The sequence below is a fragment of the Spirochaetota bacterium genome, assembly GCA_040756435.1.
Classification (GTDB): domain Bacteria; phylum Spirochaetota; class UBA4802; order UBA4802; family UB4802; genus UBA4802.
This window is the reverse complement of record JBFLZD010000076.1, coordinates 1-13,454: the sequence shown is the minus strand read 5'-3', so window position 1 is coordinate 13,454 and position 13,454 is coordinate 1. Positions and strand designations below refer to the sequence as shown.

General features: G+C 34.8%; 11 protein-coding genes. 7 read left to right on the top strand and 4 right to left on the bottom strand.

From position 1 onward, the window contains the following. The 5 genes from AB1444_15090 to AB1444_15070 all read left to right on the top strand — a co-directional run. Window positions 1-2,412, top strand: a 2,412-nt coding sequence (locus AB1444_15090) for a methyl-accepting chemotaxis protein (protein ID MEW6527980.1), incomplete at its 5' end; no start/stop codon positions are given. Between the two features lie 246 nt (window positions 2,413-2,658). Continuing rightward, window positions 2,659-3,708 carry a DUF933 domain-containing protein gene (locus AB1444_15085; protein MEW6527979.1) on the top strand — a complete coding sequence of 350 codons (1,050 nt, stop codon included), beginning with the start codon at window positions 2,659-2,661 and terminating at the stop codon, window positions 3,706-3,708. Between the two features lie 86 nt (window positions 3,709-3,794). Continuing rightward, complete coding sequence (locus AB1444_15080; protein ID MEW6527978.1) at window positions 3,795-4,670, top strand: A/G-specific adenine glycosylase; 876 nt, start codon at window positions 3,795-3,797, stop codon at window positions 4,668-4,670. A 99-nt stretch (window positions 4,671-4,769) separates the two neighbouring features. Next, the gene (locus AB1444_15075) at window positions 4,770-5,582 is read left to right on the top strand and encodes a DUF2490 domain-containing protein (protein MEW6527977.1); all 813 of its coding nucleotides are present in this window, start codon (window positions 4,770-4,772) and stop codon (window positions 5,580-5,582) included. 89 nt (window positions 5,583-5,671) lie between these two features. Then, window positions 5,672-6,493: a methyltransferase domain-containing protein gene (locus tag AB1444_15070; GenBank protein ID MEW6527976.1), complete on the top strand. Its 822-nt coding sequence runs from the start codon at window positions 5,672-5,674 to the stop codon at window positions 6,491-6,493. A gap of 7 nt (window positions 6,494-6,500) precedes the next feature. On the opposite strand, the gene AB1444_15065 is transcribed toward AB1444_15070, so the two are convergent. The 4 genes from AB1444_15065 to AB1444_15050 all read right to left on the bottom strand — a co-directional run bounded on the left by AB1444_15065 (window position 6,501) and on the right by AB1444_15050 (window position 11,465). Next, window positions 6,501-7,793: a DUF362 domain-containing protein gene (locus AB1444_15065; protein ID MEW6527975.1), complete on the bottom strand. Its 1,293-nt coding sequence runs from the start codon at window positions 7,791-7,793 to the stop codon at window positions 6,501-6,503. A 173-nt stretch (window positions 7,794-7,966) separates the two neighbouring features. After that, window positions 7,967-8,800: a hypothetical protein gene (locus AB1444_15060; GenBank protein MEW6527974.1), complete on the bottom strand. Its 834-nt coding sequence runs from the start codon at window positions 8,798-8,800 to the stop codon at window positions 7,967-7,969. A 12-nt stretch (window positions 8,801-8,812) separates the two neighbouring features. After that, window positions 8,813-9,640, bottom strand: coding sequence for a hypothetical protein (locus AB1444_15055; GenBank protein MEW6527973.1), 828 nt, complete (start codon window positions 9,638-9,640; stop codon window positions 8,813-8,815). Window positions 9,641-9,770: 130 nt separating this feature from the next. After that, window positions 9,771-11,465, bottom strand: coding sequence for a helix-turn-helix domain-containing protein (locus AB1444_15050; GenBank protein ID MEW6527972.1), 1,695 nt, complete (start codon window positions 11,463-11,465; stop codon window positions 9,771-9,773). A 339-nt stretch (window positions 11,466-11,804) separates the two neighbouring features. Here AB1444_15050 and AB1444_15045 point away from each other — a divergent pair, with 339 nt between their 5' ends. Further along, a complete protein-coding gene (locus AB1444_15045) occupies window positions 11,805-12,224 on the top strand; it encodes a secondary thiamine-phosphate synthase enzyme YjbQ (GenBank protein MEW6527971.1) in 420 nt (139 codons plus the stop codon). Further along, a complete protein-coding gene (locus tag AB1444_15040; GenBank protein MEW6527970.1) occupies window positions 12,224-12,991 on the top strand; it encodes a TatD family hydrolase in 768 nt (255 codons plus the stop codon). The genes AB1444_15045 and AB1444_15040 overlap by 1 nt, the downstream gene beginning before the upstream one ends. Window positions 12,992-13,454: the final 463 nt, after the last annotated feature.

Sequence of the window (13,454 nt, the reverse complement as noted above, 5' to 3'; positions counted from 1 at the left end):
AACGCTCTTTCAGGGTTGATTGGTGCACCGCTAACGGTTTTGTTCTTTATCTGGAAATCAGAGATCAGCCTTTCTAACATTCAGGTTGTTATAGTTCCCGGCATAATAGTTTTTGTTGTTGTTACGTTAATGACATATTACTGGTACCAGGTTTTATTTGCACCATTCCGCTGGTTTTTTACCGCAAAGGCAAAAGGGGCATCTTTTTCAGAAAAACATGCACTCATATTAAAGGAGCGCTTGAGCAGTGTGGTGGTTATGTTTTCGCTTGGCCTCATTGCACAGTGGGTAATTGGGCTTGCAATTTTCAGTATAACAAGTGCAGTGTTATATGGACTCACCTTTGACCAGCTTTTGTATCTGTGGTTTGGTGGAATTTTATCTATTGCCATTTCAATAATATTTGGTTCATATTTTATCCCAAAAACTGTCAACAAGCTGACGCAGGAGGGAGTATTTGACGATGTCAGGGATGTTATAAGTGGAAAACCAGTAACGGCATTTGGTTCGCTTATTCCTATCATTACAGGTTCGGCAAGTATTATTAATGTTCTGCTTGTCATTATGCTGGTTACATTTGGCATTCTGCTATCACATAACTATATGCAAAAGATGTTTGCACAAAACATAGATACTATTGCAAAGCAAACAGGTCACAAGTTAGATAGTTTTATTGAATATACAAAAAATGATTGCCGTATAATTGCTACGTTCCCCAATGCACAAACTATTAATCGTATTCTTGCTTTAAGGAAAATATATACCGACTGTGCAATACTGGATAATGGGAATGTAGTGCTCTCAAGTAAAGGGAAGTATGATGAGCTTTTTGAAAAAGCCATTGATAAAATGACGTATTTTGAAGATAAATCTAGCTTTATATCTAAACCGGTGACAGTAGGAAAAGAGAAGCTATCATATTTTGTTATAGGTGATACTGTGGGTGGCAGGACATATGCTACACTTATCGCAGTTGATGCATTGAAAGGCTTTTTACTTTCTGATGTTGTGATAGGTAAAACAGGCTACATATTTATTGTATATCACGATGGTGCAGGCCTTGTACATCCATATCGCGATATAACGAACGATTCTTTGCTAAATTATGAATGGGGCAAAAAGCTTTACAATAATGAAAATGAATTTGTTTCGTATAAATTTAATAACGACGATAAATTTGGCTATGCTACCAAAAGCTCATTGGGATTTTTGCTGGTTGCAAGTGTCCCAAAGGCCGAGATGAATGAATATTCCAAGCTACTTGCGCTATTATCATTGGGTGTTGGGCTTTTATGGTGTGCTGTTGCAACTATCATTTTATATAGAAATATCAAACGCCATCTTGATCCGTTGAAAAATGCACGCGAGGTGTTAAGCAACGTTGCTCAGGGTGATTTAACGCAAAGCCTGGCCATAATTAAAGGTGACGAGGTAGGCATATTATCAGCAGCAGTAAATAGGCTTGTTACCGAATTGCGTGGGGCGATAGTTCATATTATTCAAATAGCTGATGAAATGGCATCTTCATCAACTCAGATGTCGCAGGCAATCACATCCTTTACTGAAAATGTTCAGAGTGAAGCAGCCACTGTTGAAGAGATATCGGCAACTATTGAAGAAATTTCTGCGGGAATGGAAAATGTTGCAAAACGTGCTGACAGCCAGAACCAGAGCTTAACATCGCTCATCAATTTATTGAAGAATTTGTCGCAAACCATTGAGACAGTTGCAGATACTATGAATGCTTCGGTAAAAGAGGTTGAACTTATTGCTGAGCGTTCACGTGAGGGCAGTCAGTCGCTTAATCAGATGAATGCAACCATGCAAGTGCTGTCAAAAAGTTCTGCTGATATGAAAAATATTGTAAAGATTATAAACGATATTTCTGAACAGATTAATCTGTTATCGCTTAATGCGGCAATAGAGGCAGCACGTGCTGGTGATTTTGGCAGAGGTTTTGCAGTTGTTGCAGATGAAATTTCAAAATTAGCAGAGCAGACAGCTATCAGCATAAAAGAAATAGATGGGCTTATTAAGCAAAACAGCACTGAAATGGCAAAAGGTACTCAAAATATTACGCAGGCAATTCAGAATATTGGGTTTATCATCAATGGTGTCCGCGATATCTCAACAAGGATTGAACAGGTTGCTTCTGATATGAAAGAGCAGCTTGCAATCAATACCAAAGTACAGGGAATGATAACTGATGTTCAGGCTGGTTCTGAGGAGATAAAGAATGCAACGGAAGAACAGCGAGTTGCAATTATGGAGATATCGCGCTCAATAAGCACAATCAATGAACTATCGCAAAACAATGCAGGTGCTGCTGAAGAGATGTCAGCAAATGCATCAGGTGTTGAATCGTTGGCAGTAAAATTAAAAGAAATGGTTTCTTTCTTTAAGATAGCATAAATTTTTTGATAAAAACACAGGGTGTGTTAATTATATACTCTAAAAAGTGCAAAAAGCACCCCACAGGACTGGTGACAATGACTGAGAAATGTCATTGGAAGACTTTAATGACCGTGGCGACATCATTACAACATTGTCATTGCGAGGCCTTAAAAGGCCGAAGCAATCTCATTCAGTATCATAAATAAGACTATGTACTTCTAACAATGACTATTACATTATATTTAAGGGAGCATTATAAAAGCAATGGGCTTATCATTAGGTATTACTGGATACCCGCAAAGTGGTAAAAAGACTTTATTACAGATTTTAACAAAAAATTCATTTGATGCAAAAAAAGGAATTGGTGTTGCCACAATCCACGATGATCGCTTTACCACCCTGGTGAAACACTACAAACCCAAAAAGACAGCACCAGCCACAATTAATATTACACTCATTGGTGATGTAACGGATGATACTATCCGGGAAGGAAGCATATTCAGCGATATTGCAACGATGGATGCACTATGCTTTGTTATTCGGGCTTTTCACGATGATTCCGTATACCACGTTAAGGGGAGTGTGGACCCGCTGCGTGATTATGAAAAGCTTATAAGTGAATGTATTTTGCATGATATGGTATTTGCAGAAAAGCGGATAGAACGTCTTAATCAGGATAAAAAGAAAACAGCACAACAAAAAGAAAAAGAAATTATTTTACTGCAAACATTTATGCAGCATCTGGAGCAGGGAAATCTTTTGCATGGGCTTAACCTTGCTGAAGAAGATATTGCAATAATAAAAAGCTATCCATTTATCACATTGAAGAAAATAATCGTAGTTTTCAATACTGATGATGGTGGCAGTACTATTTTAGATGCATTTAAAAAAGATTATTTAAATCATACGGTGCAGGCAGTAGCAGTTGCGGTAAAGCTTGAAAGTGAAATATCACTAATTGATGATGAACTGGAACAAAAAGAATTTTATGCTTCCATGGGGGTGGAAAGACCTGCATTGCAGGTATTATGTGATGCTATGCTTGACTCTTTAGGATTGCAGTCATTTTTTACGGTTGGACAGGATGAGGTAAAGCAGTGGCTTATACCCAAAGGCATAACAGCGCCACTTGCAGCAGGTTATATTCACAGCGATATTCAGCGCGGGTTTATCAGAGCTGAGCTTATGCATTATGATGATTTTATCATTGCAGGATCTGAGGAAGCTTTGAAAAAAGAAGGTAAATATCATCTTGTTGGCAAAGACTACTATATGCAGGATGGTGATATTGTGTCCTTCAGGTTTAATGTGTAATAATCCTGGTTTATGAAATAGTATTTTTAAACATGACCATTATCTATATCTAAAACAACGGCATATTAATTCTGGCGATAGTAACCATGGATAAGCTTCTTGATGGACTTGCACAGATACGAGAGTCCTATCGCAAAAAAAAGAATATTGACGCAGCGATAAGAAAGAAATTTTTAAGGTGCATATACGATTTCTATGACAGTAACTATCGCCACCTGCCCTGGCGAAATACCAATAATCCCTACCATATACTTGTTTCCGAAGTGATGTTACAGCAAACGCAGGTTAACCGCGTCATTGTAAAGTACAGTGAGTTTATCAAAAAATTTCCTGATGTGGAAATGCTATCTTGCGCACCATTTTATGAGGTTATTGCTGCATGGCAGGGATTGGGATATAACAGACGGGCTAAGTATTTGTGGCAAGCTGCACAGATTATTGTATCACAGTACAATGGTAAAGTGCCCGATAGTCAATATGAATTGCAAAAACTTCCTGGTTTAGGAAAAGCAACTGCAGCTTCGGTTGCCATATTTGCATTTGGTAGGCCTGCACTGTATATTGAAACGAATGTCCGCACGGTATATATTTATAGCTTTTTTACTGATACTGAAAAGGTATCAGATGCAATGATAGAGCCTTTATTAAAAGTAACTATCGATACTGCTAATCCAAAAAAATTTTATAATGCACTCATGGATTGTGGCACATATATAAAAGAGCACTATAATTTTTCACGTCATAGCGTGCATTACACAGTACAAACGCCATACAGAACATCATTGCGAAAAGTGCGCGGTGATATTGTAAAGTACATTGTGAACAATGGTGCGGTAAACAGTGATATGCTTGTTCAAAGCTTAGGATATCCCCCTGAAAAAATACAGAAAGCACTTAAAGCGCTGTGCCTGGAAAACATGGTATGCGAAGATAACGGCGTATATACGATACCGGGGCATTAGCCCTAAAAAATAATTGACAAAATATTTGCAATGTTGCATGACTAAAATGAGGGATTAGTTTAATTCCATATCTTTATTTTACATACAGAGAGGTTTCCCATGGTTAAACGATTTTCTTTATTATTCTTGCTGATGTTTATTTTATGTACATCAGTTTCAGTATTTGCAGTACCGGTTGCTTATCGTTCGTGGACGTATTTAGATTTAACGGCGTTACTTTCACCACAGTGGTCATATACTCTTTTAACAAGCCACAGCTATGAGTATGAAAGAAAAAATGACCCAAAAAATAATAATGAAAAAAAGACATTCTTTTACGAAGTATTTACCGGTCCCACCTATACCATGCGGTTTGATAATTTAACCGTTAAACTACCATTATGGTATTACTATCAGAGCTTCCCAACCAGGGCGGCTGTATCGCCTACAGGTAAGGATGAGCATTATTATGCACATAATATTGAGTTTTTACCAATTGTTGAATATAAAATTGGGAATTTGAAATTATGGAACCGTGTAATATTCCATAACAAAGTATATTCAACATATCCAAAATATACCACCAGTTCGCTAAAAAAAGGTTATTCGCTTCTTATTCGTGAATACTTCAGGATTGAATATAGTGTAACTGACAAATTTGCTGTCATGATTGGTGATGAGATATTCCAGGGTATCATTGATGATGAGGATACAAAAGATATAACAGCAGCTCCGCTTACTCCTGGCTTTGAATATGGTGGATTTTCGCAAAACAGGGTATATGTGGGCTTTAGCTATAAATTTACACCGACCATTATTCTTACTCCAATGTATATGTACCAAACACAGTACTTTAAAACCGGCAACAAGTTAACTGAAAAAGACCACTATCTGTTTACCACATTGACATTCCTTTTTAAGATGTATGAATAAATACGCGCTATTACAGCAGCAAAGAAAAATCCCACGGATAACTCTGTGGGATTTTTTTATGCTTGCATTTTTATTATAATGGATTAATCATGATACGGCAAAATACTATAAAAATATATTATGGCGGGAAAGAAAGAATGAAATTTGAAACGTTGCAGCAACTTTTAGAATATGATGCATCATTACATACATTAATTGAACCAGATAGCCGCTTTGAAATGGTTTTTGACAGGCTTAAAGATTGTATTGAAACATACAAGCCGCATGTCATTGTTAAAATTGGGCTGGGGAATCCAAAATATATTGAAGCTATCATGCAACTTTCAAAAGCACTATGCGTGGTGGTTGAGCCTTCGCTTGCGCTGCTGCAATCATTTTATACCAGGTTTGGCACACAAGAATGGATGAATCGTTTGTATACCATTGCAGGGAATTTTAATGATTTCCCCATTGATTACTATAAGGCGGATATGGTTGTATGTATTGATTGCTTAGATTTGCTGGATACAGGGCGGGCAATTGATGAATTCAGACGTGCTTTACAGTTTGAAGGTGTGTTCTTTTTAGCTGGATTTGTATTACCTAATGATGACATAGAAGGAATATTTGATGAGATAGCTCATGCAATAAATCCTCTTCATACCGATTACTATCTGGAAGATGATTTAAAGACATTTTTAACGCTTAATGAGTTTGGATTGGCAAAATCCCACACAGAAAGGGTTGCCGTTAATCTTTTCATGGTTACCGAATACCTTAAAGCTAACACTGAAGGCTTAAAACAGTTAATTGAAGAAAATAAAGAGTTGCTTGGGAAGTTTTATAACATTCAGGAAGATGGGACAGTGGCCCTGCCGTATATGATTTCTGCATATATACGGCAGAAGCCTTCATCTGATGAACCCATATAAATTACTATTATGCTTGATAGAACGAAGGATCATATCCTTCTTTGCCATTATATTTTTCGCTCTGCTGTTTCATATAGCCTAAGTATGCCATTTCATTAACTTCCAGTCCGCAAGCCTTTAAGGTTTTCACAACATCTTCAAAATCGGGTGGGCATCCCTTCACTTCAATTGGCTCTTTGATATTGGGGTTGTTTTTATTTGCTTTGATGATGCAGTTGCCAAGTAAAATTGTTTTATCATAGCCAGCCCTGGCCTGCATCTTTTTACCGTTAAGTATTTCAACCTTTGGCAGTGGCTGTCCTTTAAATGCTGATAATACCAATATATTGCACATATTGGCAATGGGTGAACATCCAGAGCATAGAGTATCGTCATATTTTGGAAGCGCGACACCACTTACGCCCATCTTTGCAAAAACTCCAGGACCAGTATTGTCTTCGGTCCAAGCCCAATCCCACTTAAGTGGCTGTATATGGTCCTCAAGTTTTTCACCTTTAATATCGTAATCCTGTAATGATAATGACTTTTTATGACGCTCAGCATACGTTACAAAATGAGCAATGTCGGTTGGATCATATCCCATAACTTTGGCCCCAACCATATCTGCCGCAAGAATATCGGTAGATGCTATGATAATATCTTTTTTGTAGGCATTGCCAAAGTGCAATGCACCTTTTTCCAGAGCATAGATACCATCAATTATTGTTAACTTTGGTTTTACGTAATCAGCTACAAATGGGAAACAGTATTCTAAATTAAGTTCAGGATGATGGCATAATTTTTTTGATGCTAATTTCAAGCATCCTTTAAGATTTTTTAATCCCAATGAAATCTTGGTTTGGCCATGTGTTTTCAGTACAGGAAAATCTATAACGAAGTCGGATTCTAACGCTTCTTTTGCTATCATTAAATGTGTTTTGTCATCAATAGCACATTTTTCCGCTTTAGATTCATTAAAATCAACAAGCTTTACACCATATTTTGAAACTAGCTCATTATATCCTAACCCTTTAAACGCAGCCATAGTGCCAACACCTTTTTTAACTTCAACAGAACCTTCTCCTATGGTGATGTCATTGCATCCAAATTCTTTCAATAGTATAACAAGATCTTCAACAAGGCGGGTTGTGGTAAAAACACCATATGGTGCTGGTGGGAAAAGTTCATCCCAGGCAACTAAATTGGGCTTAATTAACACTTTATGGCCTGGCTTTAAATCGACAAAGCCATTACAAAGATCTATCGCCTGCTTTAAAGAGTCAGGGCTTTTAGTATATTTTACTATTGATACAGTTTGCATAAAACCCTCCAGATACAATTTTGGGGTATACTATCAAAGCCACAAATGAAGACAACTACTTTTTCATGAAAGATTTATTAACAATTTATAAAAAATACACCTGGCTAATTTCAGTTCCCAGGTGTATATATTGGTATCCTACTATTATTGAACGCAAGTATGAGCTCTATACATCAATCAGTTATATACAGTAATTTCATTAGTTTATGGAATACCATTTCTTTTCTGAAAAACAAATAATATGCTACAATTGAAAAAAGTAAAATCCCTGCTATATAGGCAAATAACAAATTATTAGTTATTGTATGTATCTTCATAACGATGAGTGATGCAAAAATAGCTATAGTTAGACAGGCAACCCATTGAGTTCCAAAAATTATCGCCACTATTTTAATTGGTCCAGGATACTTTTTATTTGGAATTGATGGAATAGTTTTTATCCCTTCATGGATAAAATTGATATATCCATATATTAGCATGGGTGCAAAAAAACATGCCATAACAACTAATGTCCACCAGACTCTGCTTTTGTAGAAGAATTCAATACCCATGTGTTTGCCAGGAGCCCATAGTTCTCCGTTATTAACACTCATATCGTATAAAAACCGTTGATAGCCTGTACAATCCCAACCACAAACCAAAATAAACCAGAATATAATCCATGCTATGACCCAGTTTGCATGGCATTCATACATCCTGTTTGCTTTAGCTAATTTGTATGAAACATAGAAACCAAGTATTCCCTGCGTAATATTTGTAAATGCAAATAGAGTAACCAGCCATGCAGGGATGTCTTCTTTACATGTAGCAACCTGCATGGTTTCCCATTGTGTATGTTCCCATAAAAGATAGATGCCTGATGGTGCAAATAGCAGTGAAAGAAAAAGTAAGGTAAAAACAAACCACTTACTGGAGAAGGGTTTGTCCTCTTTTTTAATAAGATGTCCTGCTGCAGCAGCAAAAGATGCACCAAAAGCGTATGACCAAACGATATCAACCTGTACCATGGAAAAACCTCCTTAATTATTGTTTAATTTTTTCTTTAATGTTGTAAATGATTCAATCTTTGATAAATATTGAGATTTTTTACCTAAATTGATATATTTTTCCAATTTTGTCATTTTCTCTAAATTGAGTAATGTGTAATACGGGTAATTAGCAATGAGGAAATTAATTGCAAAATCAGGAACACCTGATGGATCTGCATGGATTATGTAAATACATTTAATTTTGTTTCTATCAAGTATGTGACCAATGAAGTATGCTGTCAATTCGTACATACGAGTATGACCATCAATAAGAGGAACCCATTGCTCACTTTCAGGAGAGTATAACCCCTGTAAGGCAATTTCTATTCTTCCAAAATTCCAATCTTTGATAACGTTTGTCCTTACAACAACATCACGCGGCTGTAGTGGCCACGGCATTTTAGTGACATTAAGAATTATTATATCTTCATCTGTGAATCGTTTAATTTCACGACCTTCTAAACAATTATACATTAATTGCGGATATGCAGGAATATCACGAATTATCTGTTCTACAACTTCTAATGGGGCATGTATAATTCTTTCAGCCTTAACTTGAATGACACCAGAGGATGGCAACACCCTTTTATAAAGAAAAATATCATTTCTTTGCTTTATAAACATCCAATCTTTTGCATATTCAATCCATTGTGATTTTTGTTTTTCATCTGCACATTCGGTCCAATCTTCACTACTACAGGATTTATTAATGGCTTTACCATGAGGTGCGGATATGATATTAAGTAAAATTAAGCAAGAAATGTACATTACAATTAATTTAATACTTATTTTGGGCATCATATTATTTCTGTATGGCATATCAACCTCCCAGTGTAATTTTAAGAATTAAATGGACAATTGTTTTTGGATTTTATTGTTTTTATTTTAAAACATATAATTGAGATCTTGTCTTGTAAAAAGGAGAAATGTCTGAATTTGTCCAAAAGTATTATTTATATGTGCGATAGTTACTGGGGTTTTTGCCTGTAAATTTTTTAAATGCACGATTAAATGTTTTTAAATTTTCAAATCCCACCTGCATTGCAATTTCAAGAATAGTCTTTTGAGAGTACTGTATTAATCTCATAGATTCTTTTATTCGTAGTTCATTGATATAATCATTTAAGCGTTTTCCTGTATAATACTTAAAGGCTTTACTGAAATAATCAGGATGCAAATTGAGCATGGATGCTATGCCTTCACGTGAAACTTCATCATGATAGTTATTATTGATATAAACTATGGCCTGTTTAATCTTTGGTTCAAGTTGCTGGGAAAAGTGTGATTTATTTTTCACAGGATAAACAAAAATTCCAAATTCTATAGCTTTTGAAAGATTTTCCAGGCTTACCTTCAATTCTTTAGTTCGTTCATCTACTTTTTTTTCTAATTCTAAATTCATCTGTTCAATATCATTAGTCATTGAAATAAATTGATTAACAATAATTAATCCTGCACCAACAAAAATTAACAATGATGTGTATTGGAAAATTGGTGAAGTAAATGAATAACCGCATATTGTAACAATATGAAAAGTGAAAACTGAAATATATACAATTCCATCATGAGCCGCGGTAATTGCCAGAATGATTCCAACAGTGAAAAATAATTTTGCAAAGTTGTTCCCTTTAATTAGTTGTTGGATATGAAGAGAAAGATTATAGAGTGAAAGTGGGGTTAAAATTGATATTACCATGATACTGGTAAATTTAATTGAAGCAATACTTTGTGCATTGATAATCATTATAACATTGAAGAAAGTAATGAGTATTAATAGATATTCAATTTTTTTCCTATAATAATTATATATTCTATGAAGGAATAATAGATGAAACAAAACAAGTAAACTCCAGGAAATCCCAAATATTTTGATTCTGATTATGCTGTTATCAAATAAAGCAAAAGGAAGAGTAGGTTCAAGTATAACAAAAAAACCTGGAATGAGCTGCAAAATAAAAGTAATATATTGATTTCTGGATTTTTTATTTTTACATAACAGGATGAAAATAACTAAAAATGTTAGTCCAATAAATAGATTTACAAACAATGGCAAAGAAAGTTTTAAATAATTAAAATAATTGATAGTCGATAGTTCATTGTAATCATTAAAAGATCTAATGTACGGTTTCCCTACTATTCTGCTATACGCTTGACAGGCAATATGTACTTCAATAGTATTTAATGATCCATACTGTATCAACTCAGGTTTACATATATAGATGCGATCTTTGTTCCACAGTGAAAATTCTTCAGGAGGAAATTCCCCTTCAGATCCAATTAAGCACCCATTAAAATATGTTTTATCAGCATCGCCTATTTTCCCTAAATAAATCATAAGCGGTTTTGATTCCCAGTTTTTTGGGATAAATATTTTTTTTGTTACTATTGCATATCCTTTAAAAGTGTTGAAATATTTTAATAGATATGGTGTAAAAATAAAAGGCACATCTATATGGCCAGCACTAATATCATTAACTCTATCTGATGGTTTAAGTATTAATTCCCATCCCGAAGATATATTTATAGTGTCACCATTACTATGACAGGTATTTGTAATTAATGGTTGACATGAAATAAAACATAGTATGAACAAAACCAGCACTCTTTTCAAAAAATAAGAATGATAATTTGTTCTCCAGTTCATACTCATTATGCCAAACAGAATTGAATGAAAATGTTATGTCTATACTGGTTTCGAAATAATATTATTTTGGTATACATACCTACTATCATGCACCTATTGAAACACCGAATTCGATATAATCTATTGTTTGTAAAATTCAGTTACATATTCTTTTTTTTAAAAGTTTCTATCGAACGCTTTATTGAATAAAATAATTTTCAAATCAGTTCATTACTTTTGTAAATCTTTTTTTTTACTTTGCTTTTTGTATTGTATATAAGTAACAAATAATTGACATGCAGAAGTTTATTATATACAGTTATATAGTACCATTGATATCTGGAACATAGGGGGTGATTTATGAAATCGTATACAGAATATTTAACATTCAATACGCGCACAAAACGAGATTATATAAACATCACCGAACAGGTTGAAGAGATAGTTAAAAAGAGTGGCATTAAAGAGGGATTGTGCCTTGTTAACGCAATGCACATAACAGCATCTGTGCATATCAATGATGATGAAAAAGGTTTAATCCATGATATAGATGATTTTTTAGAGCAACTGGCACCTCATCAGCCACTATCGCGCTACCGCCACAACCGTACTGGCGAAGACAATGGCGATGCTCATATAAAAAGAAGTTTACTGGGACGTGAGGTTGTGGTTGCAGTTACCAATGGTAAGCTTGATTTTGGCCCATGGGAACAGATTTTTTATGCAGAGTTTGATGGGCAACGACCAAAACGTGTACTGGTAAAGGTAATAGGTGAATAATGCAACTGGTAGATGTACATTGCCATTTAGAAAGTGATCACTTTGCCGGTATGCTTGACACTATAGTAGAGAAAGCAAAACGTGTGGGTGTGGTGGCTCTTATTACCTGTGCGATAGTTCCTGAACAATGGGAACTATCGCAAACTATCAGTAAAAATTATAAAGAAGTATACTTTTCATTAGGTGTCCATCCATGGTATATTGAAGAAAGTTTTTACGATGAATTGAAAAAACTTACTGATATTAAAGATGATAAATACTGTGCTATTGGTGAGATTGGGCTGGATGCAAAAACAAACATTGATATGCAGTTACAAAAAGAGTTCTTTGAAGACCAGCTATCAATTGCAAATGAGTTGGGAAAGCCAGTAATTGTCCATTGCAGAAGCGCATTCAATGAACTTGTTGCATCAGTAAAACGCGTTGGTACACTTAAAGCGGGCGGGGTTATACATTCGTATTCAGGAAATGTGGAAATAACAAAACAGCTAATCCCGTTTGGATTTTATTTTTCATTTGGTGGCGCAATAACGTTTCGTAATAGTAAGAAAAAAGTAGAAGTCTTGAAGTATATCTATCCTGATTATGTATTGTTGGAAACCGATAGTCCTGATATTCCCCCTGTTGGAAAAAATGGAGAAATCAATGTACCAGAAAATATCATTTATGTGGTAAGAGCAATGAGTGAGTTAATTGAAAAACCAGAAGAAGAAATTGCAATGGTAACCACTAATAATGCTAAGAAGTTATTTAATTTGAAAATATAAAAGCTTATTAAAAGATATACGTAATGTAACAGAAGTATGGAATAGCTAACGCATTTTAAAAAATAAAATTGCAAATATGGAATGATACTTACTATTTAAAGAATATAGAATGTGATATTTTTTAAAGATTTAATATTTAAAGTAGGATAAATCTATATAAGGAATGGTAATAAATAACACGCTACATTGTGTTGATTGTAATTCAGCAATACAAATTGTATTGGCGCATAATTAAAAAAATCTTGCACGATAGTTATCGGTAAAGTAGCATTGATATAACACATAATACTACAATACACACTTTGGGAGGAAACTATGGATTTTGAAACCACCACCTGCATTTCTTTGCAGCATTTAGCCATCCTTCAAGAAGATGCACAAAAATTAGATGTGCCGCTTAGGACACTTATTGTATACATGGTTATGTATGCAGCAAAGAATGAGAAAAAGAAGTATGTAGCAT